The organism is Streptomyces sp. NPDC032822, assembly GCF_055578825.1.
Genome location: NZ_JBVIOL010000007.1, coordinates 297,676 through 319,554 on the forward strand (window position 1 = coordinate 297,676; position 21,879 = coordinate 319,554).

Below are 21,879 nucleotides of genomic sequence, written 5' to 3' on the forward strand. Positions count from 1 at the left end.
GGCCATCCCGTACGACCGGTACTGTCCCGAGCCCTCCGAGTGCGGGTGCGTGGAGGGTTTTCCGGGATGTTTGCCCGATGGGGCCACTGGTGGGGCGGCCGCCGGACCCTCGACTGTGATGTTTCTGTGAGTCCGGCCCGGTGCCCCGCCCCCGTGCCGGGCCCTCGTGTCAGTCACCGTCGGAGGAGCCGAGGACCAGGGAGACGGTCCGTTCCCCGCCGTCGCGCTCCACGGTGAGTTCCAGGCGGTCGCCGGGGCGGTGGGCGCGGGTCTTCACGATGAGTTCCTCGCCGGAGTGGACGCGCCGGCCGTCGACCGCGGTGATGACGTCCCCGGCCTCGATGCCGGCCCGGTCGCCGGGGCCGCCGACCGTGACCGCCGGACCGCCGTCGCCGCCCTTCGTGCCGACGCGGGCACCGTCGCCCGCGTAGTCCATGTCGAGGGTGACACCGATCACGGGGTGGGTGGCCCTGCCGGTGTTGATGAGCTCCTCGGCGACGCGTTTGCCCTGGTTGACCGGTATGGCGAAGCCCAGGCCGATCGAACCGGCCTGGCCGCCGTCCGGGTCGGAGCCGCCGTCGGCGGACCGGATGGCGGAGTTGATGCCGATGACCCGGGCCCGGGAGTCGAGGAGCGGTCCGCCGGAGTTCCCGGGGTTGATGGGCGCGTCGGTCTGCAGGGCGTCGACGTACGACACGTCGCTCGCGTCCTCGCTCTCGCCGCCCGCCGTGATCGGCCGCTCCTTGGCGCTGATGATGCCGGAGGTGACCGTGCCCTCCAGGTCGAAGGGGGCGCCGATGGCGACGACCGGGTCGCCCACCTGCACGTTGTCGGAGTTGCCGAGCGTCAGGGGCTCCAGACCGCTCACCCCGCTGACCTTCACGACGGCGAGGTCATAGCCGCTGTCCCGGCCGACGACGGTGGCCTTCGCGGTGTCACCGCTGTGGAAGGTCACCGATATCTCGCCCCCGGAGCCGGCGGGCTCCACGACATGGTTGTTGGTGAGGATGTGGCCGCGGTCGTCGAGGACGAACCCGGTGCCGGTACCCGACTCCTGGGACCCGCTCACATGCAGGGTCACCACGCTGGGCAGGGCCCGCGCGGCGATCCCGGCCACACTGTCCGGGTCCCGCTCCGCCGACTCCGCACCGGCCTGCGGCAACTCCACGCCCCCGACCCCGCCGTCGCGCTCCAGCTGGGTCCCTACGACACCGCCGACGCCCCCGGACACCAGGGCGAGCAGCACGGCTCCACCGACCAGCGCCTTCCGCGCCCGCTTCCGCCGCTGCTCCGGGCCGGGGACCGCCGCCCCGTTCTGCTGGAGGGGAGCGGCGGGGAGGGGCGCCCAGGGGTCGTAGTTCTGCCAGGGGGTGGAGGGCGGTGGGACTTCGGCGGGGGAGGGTGACGGCGCCCGGGCGGGGACGTGAGGGGCGGGTGAGGCGGCTGGGAGGGCCGAGGGAGGCTCTGTGGGCTCCTGCCCGGGCCCGGCGGGCGCCGGGACCGGAGGTGGCGCCTCAGGGGCCGTGCCGGGCTGGAGGGGCACGGAGGGGGGCTGCGGCCGCGGGGCGACGGCGGTCTCGACCGGCGTGCCCGCCGATGGTGTCGGTGTCGGGTGCTGTACGGGCGGGGCGGGTGCCCACGGGCCCGGCTCGCCGTAGGGCGGGGTGCTGTAGGGATCCGGTTCGTGCACGGGCCGGGGACGCTCCACCGCGGTCTCGGCCGCCGCGGTCTCCCGCTCCGGCGTGGAGGCCGCCCCACCGGGCCGGGCGGGCTCGACGTCGCCCTCCGTGTCGGGCCTGTCCTCGGGAGCCCTCAGCACGAAGTCGCCGTCCGCGGCCGGCGCGTCCTTGGAGGCCGGCGCCGGCAGTGCGAAGTCGCCGTCGGAGTCTTCTGTCCGTGTGATTCCCCCGGCCGGGGCCGCCAGGCCCTGCGGGCGAGGCCGGCTCCACCACTTGGCCTTCGCGGGCTTCCCCTCGTCCATGCTCTCCCCCACCGCTCGGGCTCCGGCTTGCAGCCGCCCCACCCGCCGGACGCACGCGCTCACCCGCCCCTGTCAGGCATGGTGTCGTTTCGATGGTGCGTCGGCTCCCCTGGATTCAACCAGGTTCCCGAGCCGGAGCGCAGAGGGCGTTCAGCGGGGTGCGGAGAAGGGGGCCGCCGAAGGGGAGGAGGTCGCGTCGGGGACGGGTGCGGCGAGGAGGCCGGGGCCGGTGAGGAGGTCCGGGCTCGGGGACCAGTCGGTGAGGGTGAGCGGCGGGGTCTCGCTGAGCGGGCGTATCAGAGGGGACATGGCTGCCGCACCGGCCATCACGGGCGCGGTCAGGGAGTGGACGGCCGCCTGGATCTGGCCGGTGCCCTGTGCGGGTACCCCGGGCAGCAGCGGTGCCGAGACCGCGGTCGGGGCGACCGGGGTGGTACCGAGCGATCCCTGGCTCTGGCCCTGCGCGAGCAGCGGGGCGAGCCCGCGGCGGCGCTGGCTCTCGGGCGCCGTGGCTCCCGTGTTCTGGCTGCGGGCCGGCGTCACATTGCTGCCGCCCGCTCCGCCGCGCGCGTCGGCCGCGGTGTCGCCCGGTGCCACCGTGGTGACCCCGCCCAGCGCGATCGCGGCCAGGGACACCGCTCCGGCGGCGACGAACGCGAACCGGAACCCGCGTGAGGACGAGCGGTCGGCCTCGTGACGGCTGACGTCGTGGATACGGAAGCCGCGGTTCGCCGGTGGGGGCGGGAGCACGGAGGTGTGCGAGCGGGCCGGCACGTAGTCGAACGCGAAGCGTTCACCGCGTTTCATGCCGAAGACGCCGGTGGTCCCGGCTCGTCCGGCGAGGCCGGCGGCGAATCCCGATCCCCCGAACGGCGAATCGTCGCCGTTGTCGGGGTCACCTCCTCCGGGCAGGCCCTGGAGGCGGGCCAGGAAACTCTCCGAGGGCCCGGGCGGGGCCGCTTCGGCGAAGACGTTCTTCAGTCGGCGCTGTGCGTCGGCCTCGGCCTTGCACTTGGCACAGGTGGCCAGGTGCGCGAGGACACGGTCGCGCGACTCATGACCGAGCTCTCCGTCGACAAGGGCGGCGAGTCGGTCTCCCAGGTGCTGTTCGGACGGGGTGGGCCGTGATCCACTCACGCGGGTGCGCCCCCTCCTCCCAGCGCGGGAACACGGGCCATGAAGGAGCGACGCTCGGCCCGGGCCTCCGGCGAGCGATGCGCGAGGGCCTTGCGCAGCTGGGAGCGGCCGCGGTGGATACGGGACCGGACCGTCCCGAGCTTGACGCCCAGGGTCGCGGCGATCTCCTCGTACGACAGTCCTTCGATGTCGCACAGGACGACCGCGGCGCGGAACTCCGGGGCGAGGGTGTCGAGGGCCTGCTGGACGTCGGCGTCGAAGTGCGCGTCGTTGAAGACCTGCTGGGGCGACGGCTCGCGGCTGGGCAGTCGCTCGGCCGCGTCCTCGCCGAGGGCGTCGAAGCGGATGCGCTGCTTGCGGCGGACCATGTCCAGGAAGAGGTTGGTGGTGATGCGGTGCAGCCAGCCCTCGAAGGTGCCCGGCGTGTAGGTCGACAACGAGCGGAAGACGCGGACGAAGACCTCCTGGGTGAGGTCCTCGGCGTCGTGCTGGTTGCCCGTCAGACGGTAGGCGAGCCGGTACACCCGGCCGCTGTGGGTGCTGACGATCTCCTCCCAGGTGGGCGGAGTCCACGCCTGCCCGTCCGCTTCGGTGGAGAAGGTCGCGGTCTGGGCGTATGCAGCGGCGTGGCTGTGGTCAGCAGCGGTGTCGTTCACGGATTTCGGCCTGCCCGCCGATCCGAGGAAGCGCCTCAGCACCCCTCCGCGATCCACAGGTACAGCCGCACCTCCCCTGTCGGCTCTGGTGGTGTCCAGTGGAGCCCCTACCATAGCCACCTCGCCCGTTAGCTCCGGATAAGCGGTTTTACGAGAAATTGATCTGTGCTGGTACGGCTCGGACGGCTGCGTCAGCAGTTGCTCGACCGCCTGCTCGTCTTCGTGATCCAACTGTGTCCCGCCGCTCCGTCTCACACCCCTCTAAACGCCCGGTCCCATCAGCAGGTTCCCGGCACCAACGGATACAGTCACGCCCAGGCAACCACGGGGACAGGAGAGGGTCATTACCGGCAACCGGCAGACGAGCTGGGCGTTCGCCGACGCCTACGTCGCCGAGGACGAAGCCCTGCACTGGGCCCGTGACCGGGCCCGCGAGGCGGGACTGCGCTCGGTGTCGCCCGGCACGGGCGCGGCGCTCGGGTTGCTCGCCGCCACCGTGGAGGCCAAGGCGGTCGCGGAGATCGGCACCGGAACCGGCGTGTCCGGGATCCATCTGCTGTACGGCATGCGTCCGGACGGCGTGCTGACCACGGTCGACCCGGAGCCGGAGCACCAGCAGTTCGCCCGCCAGGCCTTCCGTGCCTGCGGCTTCGCCAGCAACCGGGCCCGCTTCATCCCGGGCCGCGCCCTGGACGTCCTCCCCCGGCTCGCGGACGCCGCCTACGACCTCGTCTTCTGCGACGGCGACCGGCAAGAGGTCATGGACTACCTCGCTGAATCGTTGCGCCTGCTGCGCCCCGGTGGCCTGGTGGTGTTCGAGGGCGTCTTCGCCAACGGACGCACGGTCGACTCGGGTCCGCAGCCCACGGAGGTCCTGCGCCTGCGGGAGCTGCTGCGCGCGGTGCGCGAGAGCCAGGAACTCGTGCCGTCGCTGCTCCCTGTGGGTGACGGGCTGCTCTGCGCGGTCAAGCGCTGACCCCCTGCCCGCACGGCAAACGGAAACCCCGGCACCTCAGGGGTGCCGGGGTTTCCGAAAGGGCATGGTCGCTCCCGCGTCAGCCGACGACCTTCTTGAGGGCGTCACCGAGCGCGTCGGCCTCATCGGGGGTCAGCTCGACGACGAGCCGCCCGCCGCCTTCGAGCGGAACGCGCATGACAATGCCCCGCCCCTCCTTGGTCACCTCGAGCGGGCCATCGCCCGTCCGCGGCTTCATGGCCGCCATGCTCGTTCCCCTTCCTGAAACCAGCTCATAGTCAAAGCCGACGGCCCTGGAGGGCACGCGCGTCCCGGGGTGGGACGCACGACACCGGCGTCGAACACATTGCTTCCAGGCCATTATCCCGCATCTCAGCACCCGATGACCAACATCAGTCGGCATCGCTTGGGCAACGCGCGCGAGCAAAACCACTCAATTCGGCGATGTGACTGCGATACTGCGCCGCCGCACGGACGTCCGTCGGCCGGATGCGGTGCCGATTTCTTTGACGCAGGTCACACGTCCGGTCCGGTCCCCGCACGATGATCTCCGCCATGCTGTCCTTCGGACACCGGGACGTACCGGCGGGTACGTCCGAGCCGCGAACCGGAGGGGACATGCCATGGCCGACACCGTGCTGTACGAGGTGAGCGACGGACTCGCGACGATCGTGCTCAACCGCCCGGAGGCGATGAACGCGCTGAACATCGCCACCAAGGTCGCCCTCCGTGAGGCGGTGCTGGCCGCGGCGGCCGACGAGGCCGTACGGGCGGTGCTGCTGACCGCGGCCGGGGAGCGGGCCTTCTGTGTGGGCCAGGACCTCAAGGAGCACATCGGGCTGCTGGCCTCCGACCGCGAGGCGGGCACCGGGCAGACCATGAGCACGGTCCGGGAGCACTACAACCCGATCGCTCGGGCGCTGACGGAGATGCGCAAGCCCGTGGTGGCCGGGGTGAACGGGGTCGCGGCCGGGGCCGGCCTCGGGTTCGCGCTGGCCGCGGACTACCGGGTCGTGGCGGACACGGCCGCCTTCAACACGTCCTTCGCGGGCGTGGCGCTGACCGCCGACTCCGGCGTCTCCTGGACGCTGCCGCGCGTGATCGGCCCCGGCCGCGCCGCCGACCTGCTGCTCTTCCCGCGGAGTGTCACGGCCCAGGAGGCCCACGAGCTCGGGATCGCCAACCGGGTCGTGCCGTCGGCCGATCTGCGCGCCGAGGCGGAGAAGGTGGCGCGGGCGCTGGCCGCGGGGCCGACGGTGGCGTACGGGGCGATCAAGGAGGCGGTGGCCTACGGGCTGTCGCACTCCCTGGCCGAGACCCTGGAGAAGGAGGACGAGCTGCAGACGCGGGCGGGCCGGTCCGAGGACCATGCCATCGCGGTGCAGGCCTTCGTGAACAAGGAGAAGCCCAAGTACCTGGGCCGGTGAGCCGGGAGGCCGGCTCCAGGAGGCGCCGGACGGGGCTGCTCAGCCCTGTCGGGCCACGCAGCTCTCCAGGTGGTCGTCCACCAGGCCGCACGCCTGCATCAGGGCGTACGCCGTCGTCGGGCCGACGAACCGCAGCCCTCGCTTCTTCAGGGCCTTCGACAGGGCCGTCGACTCGGGGGTGACCGCCGGGACGTCGGAAAGTGTCTTCGGGGCCGGGCGCGTCGCCGGGTCCGGGGCGTGGGACCAGATCAGGTCGTCCAGGTCGCCCGGGGCCCAGTCGGTCAGCACGCGCGCGTTGGCGAGGGTCGCGTCGACCTTGGCGCGGTTGCGGATGATGCCCGGGTCGGCGAGGAGGCGCTCGCGGTCGCCGTCGGTGAAGACGGCGACCTTGGCGATCTCGAAGCCGGCGAAGGCGGCGCGGAAGGTGGGGCGGCGGCGCAGGATCGTGATCCAGGACAGGCCGGACTGGAAGGCCTCCAGGCTGAGCCGTTCGAAGAGCGCGTCGTCGCCGTGGACCGGGCGGCCCCACTCCTCGTCGTGGTACGTCACGTAGTCCTCGGTGGACAGCGCCCAGGGGCAGCGCAGCGCGCCGTCCGGACCGGGGAGCGCGGTGCCCTCGCTCATGACCGGTCCTCCGGGGCGGACTTGTCCATGGCGATGTGGGTCGCGACGGCCTGCGCACCGGCCAGCGCGGACTCCAGGTCGGCGATCCGGGCGTCCCGCTCGGCGAGTTCCGCGCCGAGGCGGCCGAGCGCGTCGTCGACGTCGGCCATGCGGTAGCCGCGGGCGGCCAGCGGGAAGCGCAGGGTCTCGATGTCGGCGCGGTTGACCGGGCGGTCCGGCGGCAGCGGGTCCTGAAGGCGCTCGGGCGCGACCTCGGGCAGCGGCCCGCCGCTCTCGCCGCCGCCGACGACGGCGAGCGTCACCGCGGCGACCACCACGGCCAGTGCGATGACCAGGAACAAGAACATAACCATCGCTGAGGTCCCCAGGGTCGGTGCCGGCGTGCGGGGCGCCGGCGTCGAATGTGTCAGGGTCCGATCGTGCCATGCGGGTCCGACAGTTAGGGTCGCAGGCGGCCGCAGACGCCGAAGACACAGACGTGGGAAGTGAGGTCACAGGGGATGCTCAGGCTGGGCAGGCGTGAATTCGACGCGCACGAGCCGGTGATCATGGCGATCGTGAACCGGACCCCGGACTCCTTCTACGACCAGGGGGCCACCTTCCTCGACGAGCCGGCGCTCGCGCGCGTGGAGCGGGCGGTGGCGGAGGGCGCGGTCGTCGTCGACATCGGCGGGGTGAAGGCAGGGCCTGGCGAGGAGGTGTCCGCCGAGGAGGAGGCGCGGCGGACGGTCGGTTTCGTCGCGGAGGTCCGGCGGCGCTTCCCCGAGGTCGTCATCAGCGTGGACACCTGGCGGGCGGAGGTCGGCGAGGCGGTCTGCGAGGCGGGCGCGGATCTACTGAACGACGCCTGGGGCGGGGTCGATCCGGGCCTCGCGGAGGTCGCCGCGCGGTACGGGGTGGGGCTGGTGTGCACGCACGCGGGGGGCGCGGAGCCTCGTACCCGGCCGCATCGGGTGACGTACGACGACGTGATGGCGGACATCCTGCGGGTGACCGTGGGGCTGGCCGAGCGGGCGGTGGCGCTGGGGGTGCCTCGGGAGTCCGTGCTGATCGATCCCGGGCACGACTTCGGGAAGAACACGCGGCACGGTCTGGAGGCGACGCGGCGGCTGGGCGAGATGGTCGGCACCGGGTGGCCGGTGCTGGTGTCCCTGTCCAACAAGGACTTCGTCGGGGAGACCTTGGACAAGCCGCTCAAGGAGCGGGTGGTGGGGACGCTCGCGACCACCGCGGTGTCCGCGTGGCTGGGCGCTCAGGTGTACCGGGTGCACGAGGTGGCGGAGACGCGGCAGGTGCTGGACATGGTGGCGTCGATCGCCGGGCATCGTCCTCCCGCGGTCGCCCGGCGGGGGCTGGCGTAGGGCGCCGTGGTGGGGCCGCCGGAGATTTTTTCGCCCCCGCCGCCCCTTCCCGTCCCTGGGGGCTGCGCCCCCAGACCCCCTGTCGGCCCCGAAAGGGCCTTGTCCTCAAACGCCGGACGGGCTGAAAGGAGCCCGTCCGGCGTGGGGGCTCGCTAGCGGCCGGCCTCCTTCGAGACCAGGGCCACCGCCTCGTCGACGTCGTCGGTGAGGTGGAACAGCAGCAGGTCCTTCTCGGATGCCTTGCCCTGGGCGATCAGGGTGTTCTTCACCCAGTCGACGAGGCCGCCCCAGTACTCCGTACCGAAGAGGACGATCGGGAAGCGGGTGACCTTCTGGGTCTGGACGAGGGTGAGTGCCTCGAACAGTTCGTCCAGTGTGCCGAGGCCGCCCGGCAGGACCACGAAGCCCTGCGCGTACTTCACGAACATCATCTTGCGGACGAAGAAGTAGCGGAAGTTGAGGCCGATGTCGACGTACGGGTTGAGTCCCTGCTCGAAGGGGAGCTCGATGCCGAGTCCGACGGAGATGCCCTTCGCCTCGCAGGCGCCCTTGTTGGCGGCTTCCATCGCGCCCGGGCCGCCGCCCGTGATCACCGCGAAGCCCGCTTCCACCAGGCCCCGGCCGAGTTGCACTCCCGCCTCGTACTCCGGCGAGTCGGCCGGTGTCCGCGCCGAGCCGAACACGCTGATGGCGGGCGGGAGTTCGGCGAGTGTGCCGAAGCCCTCGATGAACTCCGACTGGATGCGCAGGACGCGCCACGGGTCGGTGTGGACCCAGTCCGAGGGGCCGCCCGCGTCCAGCAGACGCTGGTCGGTGGTGCTGGCCTGCACCTGCCCTCGCCTTCGGAGGACGGGTCCCAGGCGCTGCTCCTCCGGTGGCTGGTTGGTGCCCTCGGGGTTGCCAGTAGCCATGTGCGCTCCCTCCGCTTGCCGTCTTTCCACCTCAGCGTAGATCTACGCGGGTTACGGACGGGGGACCTGAGTATGTCCGCCTTGAAGCGCCCCCACGCACGGTCACCCGAGGCGATGTCCCCTCACGCCGTCAGCCACGACCTCAGGCGCTCCTCCGTCTCGGGGATGAGGGAGACCCGCACCCGTTCGTCCACCTTGTGGGCGAGAAGCGGGTTGCCCGGGCTGTAGTTCACCGCGGGTACCCCGAGGGCGCTGAAGCGGGCCACGTCCGTCCAGCCGAACTTGGGGCGGGCCTCGCCGCCGACGGCCTTCATGAAGGCCTGTGCGACGGGGTGAGTGAGGCCGGGGCGGGCGCCGCCGGTGTGGTCGTCGACGACGAACTCGTCGACGCCGCAGTCCGCGAAGTACTCGCGGACGAAGGCCTCCGCCTCCTCCTCGCTGCGGTCGGGCGCGTAGCGGAAGTTGACGACGAGGGTGCAGGCGTCGGGGATGACGTTGGTGGCGACTCCGCCCTCGACGCGTACGGCGTTGAGGCCCTCGTGGAACTCCAGGCCGTCCACGACGGGCCTGCGCGGCTCGTAGGCGGCGAGCCTGGCGAGCGCCGGGGCGGCGGCGTGGATGGCGTTGGAGCCCATCCACGCGCGCGCGGAGTGCGCCCGCTCCCCCGTGAACTTGAGGAACATCCTGAGCGTGCCCTGGCAGCCGCCCTCGACCTGGCCGTCCGTCGGCTCCAGCAGGACGGCGAAGTCGCCCTGCAGCCAGTCGGGGTGGGCCTCGGCCACATGCTTCAGGCCGTTGAGGTGTGCGGCGACCTCTTCGTTGTCGTAGAAGACGAAGGTGAGGTCGCGGTTCGGGGCCGGGACGGTCGCCGCGATGCGCAGTTGCACCGCGACCCCCGACTTCATGTCACAGGTGCCGCAGCCCCACAGGTAGCCCTCGTCGTCGAGCCGGGAGGGGACGTTGTCCGCGATCGGGACGGTGTCGATGTGGCCGGCGAGAATGACGCGTTCCGAGCGGCCGAGGTGGGTGCGGGCGACGACGTTGTTGCCGTACCGGTCGACCGTGAGGTGCGGCAGAGCGCGCAACGCGGTCTCGATCGCGTCCGCGAGGGGCTTCTCGGTGCCGCTCTCGGAAGGGAAGTCGACAAGCCGCGCGGTGAGCCGCGCGCCGTCCAGCGTCAGGTCAAGTGGGGTGTCGGCCATGCTGTCGACCCTAACTCCCCCGGGGTTGCCCCCGACTTTCCCCACCCGGCGCAGCGGGCACAGTACTCTCCAGTATCTTGTGGCGATGCCAGACCAGTCCCGCCCCAAGCGTCGTGGCCGCCTCTTCCGTTCCCTGGCGGCCCTGGTCGTCCTGTGCGCCGTCGCCGGTTACCTCGTGGTGCAGTACGTCACCGGAGGCGCGGGCACGCCGGGGTGCAAGGTCGTCTCGGGCAAGGACGACGGCGCCACCTACGAGTTCACGCCCGAGCAGGCGGTGAACGCGGCGACGATCGCGGCCGTCGGCACCGGGCGCGGGATGCCCGAGCGGGCCGTCACGATCGCTCTCGCCACCGCCCTCCAGGAGTCGGCGCTGCGCAACATCGACCACGGCGACCGGGATTCGCTCGGCCTGTTCCAGCAGCGGCCCTCGCAGGGCTGGGGCACGCCGAAGGAGATCCTCGACCCGACGTACTCGGCGAACATCTTCTACGAGCACCTCGCCAAGGTGGCGGACTACACGGAGCTGCCGCTGACCGTCGCCGCGCAGAAGGTGCAGCGCAGCGGCTATCCGACGGCGTACGCCAAGCACGAACCGGACGCCATGCTGCTCGCCGCCGCCCTCACCGGGCAGTCGGCCGCCACGCTGACCTGCGAGGGCCGTCAGACGGCCGCCCGGGCCACGGGCGCGGACGCGGTACGCAGCGCGCTGGTACGGGACTTCGGGCGGGACGTGCTGGAGACCGCCTCGGCCGAGGTGGGCGCGGAGTCGACGCCCACGCCCACGCCCACTTCGACGCCGTCGGCGAGCGGGAGCGGCGGGCGGACCGTCACGCTGCCCGTGACCGCCGACACGGACTCCGGCTCCGGCCGCGACCTCGGGGAGCGCGGCTGGCAGCTGGCGCACTGGGCCGTGGCCAACGCCTCCGCGCTGCGCATCGAACGGGTCTCGTACGCCGGCCGGCAGTGGACGGCCGGGAACACGGACAGCCAGTGGCGGCCGGGCGGGACGGCGGGCGCCGGGAGCGCGGACCGAGAAGGCACGGCCCCGGAGACGGACGCGGTCCGCATCGTCACTGCGCAGTAGTACGGGGGATCCCCCGGAAGGGTTACGTCGACCGGGTTCCGGCGGGGGTGTGCGCGGGGTTCCGCCGGGCCGCCCCGCTGTCCCCCGTCGGCCGCCGAAACCCTTGAGAACAAAGGGCTGTGCGGAGTCGGCACTCTTTCGAGCCGGGCGCTTTTTGCCCGTTTTTATCCAGAAACGATTATGCGACGCATTGCCAACTCTTTACATTGGCCCGCCGCAACCTTCCCGGGCTTCGAGCGGTAGTCACGGCGTCAGAGATCGTTTCCTCCCGTCAAAGGAGCAACATGTCCCTCCCCCTGACCCGACGGATCGCCCGTGCCGCGCTGCTCGTCGCTGCGGGAGCGGCTGCCGGGGTCGGTGCGGCCGGCTCCGCCAGCGCGGCCCCCGAGCTGCCGGCCGCCCCGAACCTCGGTGGGCTGACCGCCCTGGACGGGGCGGGCGTCGGCAACGCGGTCGACGGCGCGGCTCAGAACCTGACCGGCACCGCGGGTGAGACCGGCGGCAAGGCCGTGCCGGCCGCGGGCAAGACCGGTGGCAAGGCCGTGAAGAAGGCGGCTCCGGCCGCGCAGAAGACCGCGGGTGACGCCGCGGGCTCCGCCGGGAGCCTCCTCGGTGACACGGCCTCCACGGCGACCAAGGGCGGGCTGCCCACGGACTCCCTGACCAAGGGTGGGCTGCCGGGTGCGGACCAGCTGCCGGTGAAGAGCCTGCCGATCGGCTGAGCGCCGGGCTCGAACCGACGACGGGGTCCAGGGTGTTTCCCTGGACCCCGTCGCCATGTGCGGCCTACGCCGGCGGGCTCCCCGCGTGTTCCGGAGCCCCCGGCGTCGTGGGCTGTGCCCACCCGTGCCGCCCTGCGGAACGACTGCCCACAGCCAGGGCACGGCGGCTACTTCGCGAGCCTCGTCACCGCCGCTCGGACCCGCTCGTCCGTCGCCGTGAGGGCCACGCGTACGTACTGCTCGCCCGCCTCGCCGTAGAAGTCGCCGGGGGCGACGAGGATGCCCAGGTCGGCGAGGTGGGAGACGGTGTTCCAGCAGGACTCGTCGCGGGTGGCCCAGAGGTAGAGGCTGGCCTCGCTGTGCTCGATGCGGAAGCCGTGGGACAGCAGGGCCTCGCGGAGCAGGGCACGGCGGGCGGTGTAGCGCTCGCGCTGTTCGTGGACGTGGGTGTCGTCGCCGAGGGCCGCCACGACCGCCGCCTGGGTGGGCGCGGAGGTCATCATGCCGCCGTGCTTGCGGATCTCCAGGAGCGGGGCGAGGACGGCCGGGTCGCCGGCGAGGAACGCGGCGCGGTACCCGGCCAGGTTGGACCGCTTGGAGAGGGAGTGGACGGCGACGATCCCGTCGTAGGAACCGCCGTTCACGTCCGGGTGCAGGACGGAGACCGGGTCGGCCTCCCAGCCCAGCTCCAGGTAGCACTCGTCGGAGAAGAGCAGCACGCCGTGCTCGCGGGCCCAGGCGACGATCCGGGTCAGCTCGGCCTGGGAGAGGACCTGGCCGGTGGGGTTGGACGGCGAGTTCAGCCAGAGGAGCTTGAGGCCGGCCGGGTCCAGGGCGGTCGGGTCGTCGAAGACCTCGTACTCGGCCCGGGCCAGCCGCGCGCCGACCTCGTACGTCGGGTAGGCGAGCCGCGGGTACGCGACCCGGTCGCCGGGGCCGAGGCCCAGCTGGGTGGGGAGCCAGGCGACGAGTTCCTTGGAGCCGACGATCGGCAGGACGTGCCGGTGGGTGACCTCGCGGGCGCCCAGCCGGCGCTCCAGCCAGCCCGTGATCGCGTCGCGCAGCTCGGGGGTGCCCCACACGGTCGGGTAGCCGGGCGAGTCCGCCGCGCCGATCAGCGCTTTCTGGACCAGTTCGGGGACCGGGTCGACCGGGGTGCCGACGGACAGGTCGACGATGCCGTCCGGATGCGCGGCGGCCGTCGCCTTGTACGGCGTCAGCTTGTCCCAGGGGAAGGTGGGGAGACGGTCGGAGACTGCGGACACGGCTTCGAGCTCACTTTCTGGTACGGCACGGCCTGCGACGGCACCGGCCCTCGTACGGCAAACGCCTCGGCCCCGCACGGCGACCGAGGACGATCGGGCCGTACGGGACCGAGGCGGCACGAGTGACGCGGGCCGCTCTCAGCCGTTCTGCGGCGGCAGGGCGGCGATGAAGGGGTGGTCCCGCTCGATCAGGCCCAGCTTGCTGGCACCGCCTGGGGAGCCGAGCTCGTCGAAGAACTCGACGTTCGCCTTGTAGTAGTCCTTCCACTCCTCCGGAGTGTCGTCCTCGTAGAAGATCGCCTCGACCGGGCAGACCGGCTCACAGGCACCACAGTCGACGCATTCGTCCGGGTGGATGTACAAGGACCGCTGGCCCTCGTAGATGCAGTCGACCGGGCACTCCTCGATGCACGCCTTGTCCTTGACGTCGACACAAGGCTGCGCGATGACGTAGGTCACGCTGTCGTTCCTCCTCGATAGGGCGCTGGCGGGCCTCCGTAGGCTCCCGCCGCCTGGCGCGCGGGAGCGCGGCGTCGTCGATGCCCACCTCTAGTATCTCCGTTCCTGGGCATGATCCGAACAGGAGGGGTGGACCTACCTGTGGAAATCTCCGCGAGCGGACGCCTCGTGGTCCGCATCACCGCTGCTGACGTGGGTAAACGGGTGTCCGTACGGCGCCTGGGCGAACCTGGCGTCACGGGCGAGAAGTTCACCGACACGGTGGGTGTTCTCACATCATGGGACAGCGGTGTGCTGGTGATCACACGACGGGACGGCGAGAGTGTCCGCATTCCGGAATCCTCGCTGGTCGCGGGCAAGGTCGTACCGGCCGCCCCGGCCCGTCGGCGCGGTCCCGCGGCCTCGTACGAGGAACTCGCGCACATCGCCTCCCGGGCCTGGCGGCCGGTGGAGAGCGAGCGGCTCGGCGAGTGGGAGCTGCGGGCCGCCGCCGGGTTCACCCGGCGCGCCAACTCGGTGCTGCCGCTCGGTGACCCGGGCCTGCCTCTCGACGAGGCCCTGACCGCCGTACGAGGCTGGTACGGGGACCGCGGTCTGCCCGCCTACGTCCAGACCGCGACCGGCGCCGCGGGCACGCAGGAGCCGCTGTGCGCGGAGCTGGAGCGGCGGGGCTGGACGCGGGAGGTGACCGCCGAGCTGTGGACCGGGGCGCTCGCACCGCTCGCCGACCGGGCCGGGGGCCCGCCGGTGACGCTGTCCCGGGAGGCGGACCGGGCGTGGCTCGCGCGGTATCAGCGCAAGGGGGTGAGCGAGGTGGCCCTGAAGGTGCTGGGCAGCGGGCCCTCGGTGTGGTTCGCGACCGTGGCCTCGGAGAGTGCGGAGGCCGGTGGTGCGCCCGCCGCCATCGGGCGGTGTGTCGTGGACGGGCGGTGGGCCGGGTTCGCCGCCGTCGAGGTGGACCCGGCGCTGCGGCGACGGGGGCTGGCCTCCGCCGTGATGACCGCGCTCGCCCACCGGGCCCTGGAGGAGGGCGCCTCGGCGGCGTGGCTCCAGGTCGAGTCGGACAATGCGGGTGCGCGGGCGATGTACGCCCGGACGGGTTTCGCGGCGCACCACGCGTACCACCACTACCGCGCGCCCGGAAGTGCCGGCACCGACCGGTAGGGATCGCCGTGAAAGGGCACGAGCCAGCTATGCGTCCCCCCTATCCACCGCCCCCCGAACGCTCCGCCGAACTGCGTCACCGGTTCGCCCAGGAGGCCCGTGCCGAACGGCCCGACCTGTCCACGCTGTGCCTCCTGGTGGGCGCGGAGGCGGACGGGACGCTGGACGAGGCGGGCCTGGACGCCGCGCAGATCGAACTGGACCGGCTGGCCGGACAGCTGCCGTTCCGGCCGGGCGGGCCGCGTTCCTGGGCGGTGTCGATGCGCGAGCTGCTCGGGGACCGGTGCGGTTTCCGGGGCGTCCCCGCGGACTATCAGCGGCTTGAGTCCTCGCTGCTGCACGAGGTGCTGCGACGGCGGCGTGGGCTGCCGATCCTGTTGTCGGTGGTGTGGATGGAGGTCGCCCGGCGGGCCGGGGCGCCGGTGTACGGGGTCGCGCTGCCGGGGCACTTCGTGGTCGGGTTCGGGCCGCCGGAGGACCAGGTGCTGGCTGATCCGTTCGACGGGGGACGGGTGTTGAGCGGGGGCGACGCGGAGGTGCTGGTGGCGGGGGCGACGGGGGCGAAGCTGGATCCGTCGATGCTGGGTCCCGCGGAGCCGCTGGAGGTGGTGCTGCGGATCCTCAACAACGCGCGGGCGTGGGCCGCCGCCCGGCCGGAGCGGTCGGATGTGGCGATGTGGGCGGTGGAGTTGTCGCTGCTGCTGCCGTCGCATTCCGCGCGGTTGCGGTACGAGCGGGCGCAGTTGTTGGTGCAGCGGGGGGAGTTCGTGGCCGGGGCCGCCGAGTTGGAGGCGTACGCGGAGGTGGTGAGGGCGGTGGACGAGGCGGCTGCGGGACGGGTTCGGGGGCAGGCCCATGCCGCGCGGGCGATGCTCAACTGACGGTCGCGGGGCGGCTGCGGGCTCGTCGTGGCCGGTCGCGCCCACCCGGCGGAGCCGCACCTGTCACAGCCCCGCGCCCCTGGGTGGGCCGCCTTCTGCGGCGTTCTACAGCCAGCCCTTCTCCCTGGCGATCCGCACCGCCTCCGCTCTGTTCCTCACCGCCAACTTCTGGATCGCCGTGGACAGGTAATTGCGGACCGTGCCCTGGGACAGGTGGAGGGCCGCCGCCAACTCCGCGTTCGTGGAGCCGTCCGCCGCCGCGCGCAGCACCTCGCGCTCCCGGTCCGTCAGGGGGTTGGCGCCCTCCGCCAGGGCGGCTGCCGCCAGGGTGGGGTCGATGACGCGCTCGCCGGCCAGTACCTTGCGGACGGCTTCGGCGAGTTGGGCGGCGGGGGCGTCCTTGACCAGGAAGGCGTCGGCGCCGGCCTCCATCGCGCTGCGGAGGTAGCCGGGGCGGCCGAAGGTGGTGAGGACGACCAGCCTCAGGGACGGAAACTCCGCGTGGAGTTGTGCCGCCGCCTCGATGCCGGTGGCGCCCGGCATCTCGATGTCGAGGAGGGCCACGTCGATGTCGTGCTCGCGGGCGGCCCGCAGGACCTCGTCACCGCGGGCGACCTGGACGACCACCTCGATGTCGTCCTCCAGGCCGAGGAGGGCGGCGAGGGCCTCGCGGACCATCGACTGGTCCTCGGCGAGCAGGACCTTGATCGTGGGGCTCGTCATGGGGCGGATCCTATGTCCGCGGTGTCGGCGGCGGGCACGCGGGCGACCAGCCGGAATCCGTGCCGGGTGCCGCCCGCCTCCAGCAGACCGCCGGCCTTCGTCAGGCGTTCGGTGAGGCCGGTGAGGCCGTTGCCGGGGCAGCCGCCCGGGCCGCCGGAGCCGTCGTCCTCGACGGTGAGTTCGAGGACCGGGCCGTCGAGGGTCTGGCGGCGGACGAGCTCCACCGTGCAGCGCCGGGCGCCGCTGTGCCGTACGACATTGGTGATCGCCTCGCGCAGCGCCCAGGCCAGCGCCGACTCGCTCTCCTCGGGGATGCCGGCCAGGTCGGGTTCGGCGGGGAGGTCCGCGGTGACCGCGGCGGCCGTCAACGCGACCTGGGCGCCCGCGAGTTCGGCGGCCAGGCGCGGGCGCCGGTAGCCGGTGACCGCCTCCCGGACGTCGACCATGGCCTGGCGGCTGACCTGTTCGATGTCGGCGACCTGCTGGGCCGCCCGGTCCGGGTGGTCGGGGAGCATACGGCCCGCCAGCTCGCTCTTGAGCGTGATCACGGAGAGGGAGTGGCCGAGCAGGTCGTGCAGGTCGCGGGCGAGGCGCAGGCGTTCCTCGTTGGCGGCGAGCTGGGCGACGGTGGCGCGGGCCTCCCGCAGGGCGATGGTCGTCCGGACGAGTTCGCGGACGCCGGTCATGGCGAAGCCGCCCAGCAGGGCCGGGATCAGCAGTCCGGCCAGGAAGGACCTGCCGCCCGGCACGGAGAGGGCGAGCCCGGTCATCAGCGCGGACGTGGCGGGGACGGTCCAGCGGGCCATGCGCAGGGGCAGGGCCGCGCCGGACGCGATGGAGACGTAGACGAAGAGGACCAGCCACTCGCGGCCCAGGGAGAGGGCCAGGACCGTGGACTGGGCGGCGAGGACCCCGAGCGAGCCGAGGACCATGCTGTTGCGCTCGCCGCGGCCGGTGCGGAAGACGAGGAACATGTACCAGACGACGAAGGCGAACAGGCCGGTCCAGCCGAGGACCCGGACGCCCGCGCTGTGTCCGCCGTGCAGCAGGTCGTTGACCGGCGCGCTCAGATAGACCAGCCAGATGCCGGTCCACAGGGACTTGACGGCCCGTTGTCTGCGGTTCTCCGGGCGCTTCCCGATGCCGACGCCGCTCACGCCTGAAGGGTGTCCTTCCGGTACAGCCAGGCTGCGCCGCCGGTGAACAGGGCGAAGAAGACGGCGAGGACGGCGATGTCCCTGGCATGGGGGGCCTGGCTCTGCTCGATCGCCTGTCCCAGGGCAGCGTACGCGTGCGTGGGCACCCACTCGGCGATGTCCTGCAGCCAGGTCGGGAAGGTCGTCGTGGGCATCCACAGGCCGCCGAGGATCGACAGCCCGAAGTAGGTGATCATGGTGATCGGACGGACCGCGTCCCCGCTCGCCAGGTAGCCGATGGCGACACCGAGGGCGGCGAAGACGAGGCTGCCGGCCCAGATCGCGCCGGTCAGGGCGAGCCACTGCCAGGCGTCCAGGCGTACGCCCTTGACGGCGGCGGCGACGGCGAAGACCACGACGATGGACGGCAGGCTGACGACGGCGGCGCTGGCGGTCTTCGCCAGGACGTAGCCGCGGCCCGGCAGGGCGGTCAGCCTCAACTGCCGTACCCATCCGGACTCCCGCTCCTTCGCGATCCGCTCGCTGTTGCCCATCAGGACCGCGGTGAGGGCGCCGAAGGAGGCCATGGAGACCATCATGTAGGTCGGCAGGGTCAGACCGGTGCCGTCGACCTTCGTCGCGCTGTCGGCGCTGCCCGCGATGAGCAGGAACAGGACCGACGGGTAGATCACGGAGAAGAACAGGAACTTGCGGTTGCGCAGGGCGCGGCTGAGTTCCAGCTTGATCAGGCCGTTCACTTCGACTTCGCCTCCTCGGCGGCGGTGATGGCGACGAAGGCCTGCTCCAGACCGAGCCCCGCGACTTCGAGGTTGCGGGGGTACAGGCCGAGGCCGTAGAGGGCGTGCACGGTCGCGTCGGCGTCGGAGGACTGGATGCGGACCGTGCGGCCCGAGCCCGCGGCGGAGCCGCTGTGGGCCAGCGTGATCGAGGTGAGGAAGGGCAGGGCGCGCAGCGACGCCTCGTCGATCTCGCCCTCCAGGTCGAAGGCGACCCGGCGGGCGCCCGCCTTGGCCTTGATCTCCGCCGCGGTGCCGTCGGCCAGCAGCCGGCCCCGGTGCAGGACGAGCACGCGGTCGGCGATGGCGTCGGCCTCTTCGAGGTAGTGGGTGGCGAAGAGGACCGTGCGGCCCTGGTCGGCCTGCTCGCGCATGGTGGCCCAGAAGGCCTGGCGGGTGGTGACGTCCATGCCGGTGGTGGGCTCGTCCAGGACGATCAGGTCGCTGTCGCCGGCCGTGGCGAGCGCGAAGCGGACGCGCTGGGCCTGGCCGCCGGAGAGCTTGTCTACCCTGCGGTCGGCGAACTGGGTGATCCCGGCGCGGGCCAGCACCTCGGAGGGACGGTAGGGCCTCGGGTGCAGGTCACAGGCGAGCCGGACCAGTTCGGCGACCGTCACCTCGTCCATCAGCCCGCCGCTCTGGAGCATCGCGCCCACCCGCCCGGCGACGATGGCCTCCCGGGGGCCGGCACCGAAGACCCGGACCGTGCCGCTGTCGGGCCGCTTGAGGCCGAGGAGCAGGTCGAGGGTGGTGGACTTGCCGGCGCCGTTGGGCCCCAGGAGCGCGACGGTCTCCCCCGGCCGCAGGGTCAGGGTCAGGCCGTCCACGGCCCGGACGGCGCCGAATGCCTTGCTCACCTGGTCGAACGCGACCACCGAGGCTGTCGTTGTCATACGGCCATGGTGGCTTCGGGGGTGCGGGCGCGGGCAGTGTCGGGCGTCCGGAGTGCCGCATGACAGATGTCATGTCGTGCGGCACTCCGTGCGGATCAGCTCGGGGTGGTGTCGATGACCTGGGTGCGCTCCGCCGCCTTGGCACGCAGCGCCTTGCCCAGCGCGGAGGCCACGTCCTGCGGCAGGACGTCGCGCTTCCCGCTCGCGCCGTCGATCTGCACGCCGTCGAAGGTGGCGCCGTACGCCTCCTGGAGCGCCTTGAGGTCGTACGTCTCGACGAGCTTGCCGTCGACGGCCTTGAAGCCGAGGATCTTCGGCAGGGACAGCGAGCCGAACTGGATGCTGTGCGCCGCGTCCGTCTGGATGGTGACCAGGCCGGACATCGCGGGTGTCGCGAACTCCTTCATCATCCGGTCGACCTCGGCGTTCGAGACCGTCGGCTCCTTGGTGGTGGTCGGGAGGGTCACCGCGGCGGCCGTGCCGGTCTCCACCTGCGTGCGGTAGGCCGCCTCGACCTGCTCGGTCGACCGGGCGACGTCGATGCCCTTGCCGGCCTTGCCGTACACGGCGACGGCCTTGCCGGACCTGAACTCGATCGTGCCGTCGGTCGCCGAGCCGGCACCTCCGGCGCTGTCCTCCAGTTCGGCCCGCAGCTTCTCCTCGTCGACCGGCATGACCGGGTCGACGACCCGGTGGTTGCCGAACAGCGAGCCGATCACGGAGACCGGGTTGTAGTCGCTGTGCGCGGCCCCGCTGACGGTGGCCGCCATGTCGAACTGGAGCCCGGCCTGTTCCGGCTTGAGCGTGACGCTCTTGCCGTCGACGGTGAGCTTGAGGTCCTTGTTCACCCGGCCGTCGAAGGCCTTGTTGAGCTTTTCGACGGCGTCGTCCCGGGTGCCGCCGCCGATGTCGACGCCGAGCACGGTGGTGCCCTTGGGCACGTCGGAGCTGTTCATCAGCAGCCCGGCGCCGTAGGCACCGCCGCCGGCGAGGACCACGAGGACGCCGAGGAGCGCCAGCTTGCTGCGCCCCTTCTTCTTGGGCTTCTTGGCCGCGGCGGACGCCGTCTGCTTGCCGGAATCGGGCTTCGGGGTCGCGTGCGGTGCCGGGGTGTCGGTCTGCCCGCCCGGGGGGAAGGTGCCGCCCCGGTCCGACGGCACCACGGGGATGCCGCTGGTGACGGTGTGGCCGGAGACGTTGTCCGGGGCGGGGACGCCGTAGCCGGGGGTGCCGGGTTCGGGGGCCGGCTTCTGCGGGGTGAGGATCGCGGTGTCGTCGCTCAGACCGCCACCGGGGCCGGTGGGACCGCCGGTGGGGCCGCCGAGCGCCGGGGCACCGCCCGGGCCGGTGGGCCCGCCGAAGCCCTGGGGCGCGCCGGGGCCACCGGGACCGTTCGGACCGTTGAAGTCGTAGGAGCCGCCGAGGGTGTCGGCGAGGCCGGAGCCGGGGGGCAGCGCCATCGGTCCGTCGCCGGTGACCGTGCCGCCGGCCGGGCCCGCGGGACCGCCGGCGCCGTTCGGGCCGTCGAAGCCGTCGGGGGCGTTCGGGGCACCGCCGTAGGGGCTCTGTCCCTGGGGGCCGCTCTGGCCGCCGTAGGGGGTCAGTTCACGGTCGTAGCCGCTCAGCGGGCTCTGGCCGTTCGGAGCGCCACCGTTCTGGGCGCCGCCGGGGCCGCCGTTCTGCGGGTTGCCCTGGCCGTTGCCGCTCTCCGCGAAGTACGGGAGGTTGTCGCGGCCCTGGCCGGGGCGGGCGCCGCCGGGCGGCGGGCCGCCGGGGGCCAACGCCTCGGTCACGTCGAAGGAGCCGGTGCCGCCGCCGTGCCCGGGGGCGACGGGGCCGCCGGTGGCACCGCCGGGGAGTCCGGCACCGTTCGTGCCGCCCGGGCGGGAGCCGCCCGGCGCACTCATGGAACCGACCACACCACCGGGTCGGGCACCAGCGGGACGCGCACCGCCCGGGGCACCGGTACCGGTGGGCGGGCCACCCGAACCGGCGGCCATACCGGCCCCGTTGGTGGCGGGACCGCCCGGACCGCCCTTGGCGGGGCCGGACTTGCGGGGGGCGAACCAGTCGCTCGTCTTCTCCCCCGCAGGCGGGGGGCCGCCGGGATCGGCGGGAGGTTCGGGGGTGCGCACGGGCAGGGCGGCGTCCGGCGGCGTCGCCTCGGCGGCCGGACCGCCGTCGGCGGGCTCGGCCTCGGTGACGCGCTCACGCATGACGACCGGCGGAATGGGCCTCGATCCGGGGATGTTGATCCGGATCCGGGTCGTCAGCGTGGTCTCGGTCTTGCGTTCCTCCGGCTGCGCGGCCGAGCGGTCCGCGTCCGGACCGCCGTCGGACACCTGGGGCGTCCCGTACGGCGGTGTGCCCGAAGGGTAGGCGGCTCCGCCGCGCCCGTTGGGCCCGGAGGACGGACTGTCAGTTTCACGACTCAAGGCAGGTTCTCCCGGTTGGCTCCGCCGCCCGCGTTACGACCTCTC

Annotated in this window: 21 protein-coding genes and 1 pseudogene; 7 read left to right on the plus strand and 15 right to left on the minus strand. The window is 72.8% G+C overall.

Features of this window, described 5'->3' with window-relative positions; translation table 11 throughout:
- Nucleotides 1-169: 169 nt before the first annotated feature.
- The 3 genes from ACZ5VD_RS21885 to sigE all read right to left on the minus strand — a co-directional run bounded on the left by ACZ5VD_RS21885 (nucleotide 170) and on the right by sigE (nucleotide 3,888).
- Nucleotides 170-1,981: a S1C family serine protease gene (locus ACZ5VD_RS21885; RefSeq protein WP_468682976.1), complete on the minus strand. Its 1,812-nt coding sequence runs from the start codon at nucleotides 1,979-1,981 to the stop codon at nucleotides 170-172.
- A gap of 150 nt (nucleotides 1,982-2,131) precedes the next feature.
- Nucleotides 2,132-3,118 (minus strand): anti-sigma factor family protein, encoded by a 987-nt coding sequence (locus tag ACZ5VD_RS21890; RefSeq protein ID WP_468682977.1) that lies wholly within the window; start codon nucleotides 3,116-3,118, stop codon nucleotides 2,132-2,134.
- Nucleotides 3,115-3,888, minus strand: a complete 774-nt coding sequence (sigE, locus tag ACZ5VD_RS21895; RefSeq protein ID WP_468547244.1) for an RNA polymerase sigma factor SigE — start codon at nucleotides 3,886-3,888, stop codon at nucleotides 3,115-3,117. The genes ACZ5VD_RS21890 and sigE overlap by 4 nt, the downstream gene beginning before the upstream one ends.
- Nucleotides 3,889-4,051: 163 nt before the next feature.
- Between sigE and ACZ5VD_RS21900 the strand changes: the two genes are divergently transcribed.
- Entirely contained in the window at nucleotides 4,052-4,750 is a 699-nt protein-coding gene (locus tag ACZ5VD_RS21900; protein WP_468547818.1) for an O-methyltransferase, read from the plus strand.
- A gap of 79 nt (nucleotides 4,751-4,829) precedes the next feature.
- On the opposite strand, the gene ACZ5VD_RS21905 is transcribed toward ACZ5VD_RS21900, so the two are convergent.
- A complete protein-coding gene (locus ACZ5VD_RS21905; protein ID WP_003966491.1) occupies nucleotides 4,830-4,997 on the minus strand; it encodes a DUF3117 domain-containing protein in 168 nt (55 codons plus the stop codon).
- Nucleotides 4,998-5,373: 376 nt separating this feature from the next.
- Between ACZ5VD_RS21905 and chcB the strand changes: the two genes are divergently transcribed.
- Nucleotides 5,374-6,177, plus strand: a complete 804-nt coding sequence (gene chcB, locus ACZ5VD_RS21910) for a 2-cyclohexenylcarbonyl CoA isomerase (protein WP_468547245.1) — start codon at nucleotides 5,374-5,376, stop codon at nucleotides 6,175-6,177.
- 39 nt (nucleotides 6,178-6,216) lie between these two features.
- Here the strand turns inward: chcB and ACZ5VD_RS21915 are convergent, their stop codons facing one another.
- A complete protein-coding gene (locus ACZ5VD_RS21915) occupies nucleotides 6,217-6,801 on the minus strand; it encodes a DNA-3-methyladenine glycosylase I (RefSeq protein WP_468547246.1) in 585 nt (194 codons plus the stop codon).
- Nucleotides 6,798-7,148, minus strand: a complete 351-nt coding sequence (locus ACZ5VD_RS21920) for a DivIVA domain-containing protein (protein WP_468547819.1) — start codon at nucleotides 7,146-7,148, stop codon at nucleotides 6,798-6,800. Before ACZ5VD_RS21920 ends, ACZ5VD_RS21915 begins: the two co-directional genes overlap by 4 nt.
- A 153-nt stretch (nucleotides 7,149-7,301) precedes the next feature.
- Here ACZ5VD_RS21920 and folP point away from each other — a divergent pair, with 153 nt between their 5' ends.
- Entirely contained in the window at nucleotides 7,302-8,162 is an 861-nt protein-coding gene (gene folP / locus ACZ5VD_RS21925) for a dihydropteroate synthase (RefSeq protein ID WP_468547247.1), read from the plus strand.
- Between the two features lie 152 nt (nucleotides 8,163-8,314).
- Here the strand turns inward: folP and ACZ5VD_RS21930 are convergent, their stop codons facing one another.
- Nucleotides 8,315-9,073 carry an LOG family protein gene (locus tag ACZ5VD_RS21930; protein ID WP_468547248.1) on the minus strand — a complete coding sequence of 253 codons (759 nt, stop codon included), beginning with the start codon at nucleotides 9,071-9,073 and terminating at the stop codon, nucleotides 8,315-8,317.
- Nucleotides 9,074-9,195: 122 nt separating this feature from the next.
- Nucleotides 9,196-10,275, minus strand: a complete 1,080-nt coding sequence (dapE, locus tag ACZ5VD_RS21935) for a succinyl-diaminopimelate desuccinylase (RefSeq protein ID WP_468682978.1) — start codon at nucleotides 10,273-10,275, stop codon at nucleotides 9,196-9,198.
- Between the two features lie 85 nt (nucleotides 10,276-10,360).
- Between dapE and ACZ5VD_RS21940 the strand changes: the two genes are divergently transcribed.
- Both ACZ5VD_RS21940 and ACZ5VD_RS21945 read left to right on the plus strand, forming a co-directional pair.
- The gene (locus ACZ5VD_RS21940) at nucleotides 10,361-11,359 is read left to right on the plus strand and encodes a VldE C-terminal domain-containing protein (RefSeq protein WP_468682979.1); all 999 of its coding nucleotides are present in this window, start codon (nucleotides 10,361-10,363) and stop codon (nucleotides 11,357-11,359) included.
- Nucleotides 11,360-11,643: 284 nt separating this feature from the next.
- On the plus strand, nucleotides 11,644-12,081 hold the full coding sequence (locus ACZ5VD_RS21945; RefSeq protein WP_468547251.1) for an ATP-binding protein: 438 nt from the start codon (nucleotides 11,644-11,646) through the stop codon (nucleotides 12,079-12,081).
- Nucleotides 12,082-12,248: 167 nt separating this feature from the next.
- On the opposite strand, the gene ACZ5VD_RS21950 is transcribed toward ACZ5VD_RS21945, so the two are convergent.
- Entirely contained in the window at nucleotides 12,249-13,346 is a 1,098-nt protein-coding gene (locus tag ACZ5VD_RS21950) for a bifunctional succinyldiaminopimelate transaminase/glutamate-prephenate aminotransferase (protein WP_468547252.1), read from the minus strand.
- A gap of 138 nt (nucleotides 13,347-13,484) precedes the next feature.
- Nucleotides 13,485-13,805 (minus strand): ferredoxin, encoded by a 321-nt coding sequence (gene fdxA / locus ACZ5VD_RS21955; protein WP_010474859.1) that lies wholly within the window; start codon nucleotides 13,803-13,805, stop codon nucleotides 13,485-13,487.
- A 141-nt stretch (nucleotides 13,806-13,946) separates the two neighbouring features.
- Between fdxA and ACZ5VD_RS21960 the strand changes: the two genes are divergently transcribed.
- Both ACZ5VD_RS21960 and ACZ5VD_RS21965 read left to right on the plus strand, forming a co-directional pair.
- On the plus strand, nucleotides 13,947-14,969 hold the full coding sequence (locus tag ACZ5VD_RS21960) for a GNAT family N-acetyltransferase (RefSeq protein ID WP_468547253.1): 1,023 nt from the start codon (nucleotides 13,947-13,949) through the stop codon (nucleotides 14,967-14,969).
- A 29-nt stretch (nucleotides 14,970-14,998) separates the two neighbouring features.
- Nucleotides 14,999-15,850 (plus strand): transglutaminase-like and tetratricopeptide repeat-containing protein, encoded by an 852-nt coding sequence (locus tag ACZ5VD_RS21965; protein WP_468682980.1) that lies wholly within the window; start codon nucleotides 14,999-15,001, stop codon nucleotides 15,848-15,850.
- A gap of 105 nt (nucleotides 15,851-15,955) precedes the next feature.
- Here the strand turns inward: ACZ5VD_RS21965 and ACZ5VD_RS21970 are convergent, their stop codons facing one another.
- The 5 genes and pseudogenes from ACZ5VD_RS21970 to ACZ5VD_RS21990 all read right to left on the minus strand — a co-directional run bounded on the left by ACZ5VD_RS21970 (nucleotide 15,956) and on the right by ACZ5VD_RS21990 (nucleotide 21,834).
- Nucleotides 15,956-16,573: a response regulator gene (locus ACZ5VD_RS21970; RefSeq protein ID WP_468547255.1), complete on the minus strand. Its 618-nt coding sequence runs from the start codon at nucleotides 16,571-16,573 to the stop codon at nucleotides 15,956-15,958.
- The gene (locus ACZ5VD_RS21975) at nucleotides 16,570-17,730 is read right to left on the minus strand and encodes a sensor histidine kinase (protein WP_468682981.1); all 1,161 of its coding nucleotides are present in this window, start codon (nucleotides 17,728-17,730) and stop codon (nucleotides 16,570-16,572) included. Before ACZ5VD_RS21975 ends, ACZ5VD_RS21970 begins: the two co-directional genes overlap by 4 nt.
- The gene (locus tag ACZ5VD_RS21980; RefSeq protein ID WP_468547257.1) at nucleotides 17,727-18,467 is read right to left on the minus strand and encodes an ABC transporter permease; all 741 of its coding nucleotides are present in this window, start codon (nucleotides 18,465-18,467) and stop codon (nucleotides 17,727-17,729) included. The genes ACZ5VD_RS21975 and ACZ5VD_RS21980 overlap by 4 nt, the downstream gene beginning before the upstream one ends.
- A pseudogene (locus ACZ5VD_RS21985) lies at nucleotides 18,464-19,336 on the minus strand (ABC transporter ATP-binding protein); the annotation flags it as partial. The pseudogene ACZ5VD_RS21985 and the gene ACZ5VD_RS21980, both read right to left, overlap by 4 nt.
- Before the next feature lie 158 nt (nucleotides 19,337-19,494).
- On the minus strand, nucleotides 19,495-21,834 hold the full coding sequence (locus ACZ5VD_RS21990; protein WP_468682982.1) for a hypothetical protein: 2,340 nt from the start codon (nucleotides 21,832-21,834) through the stop codon (nucleotides 19,495-19,497).
- Between the last annotated feature and the right edge of the window lie 45 nt (nucleotides 21,835-21,879).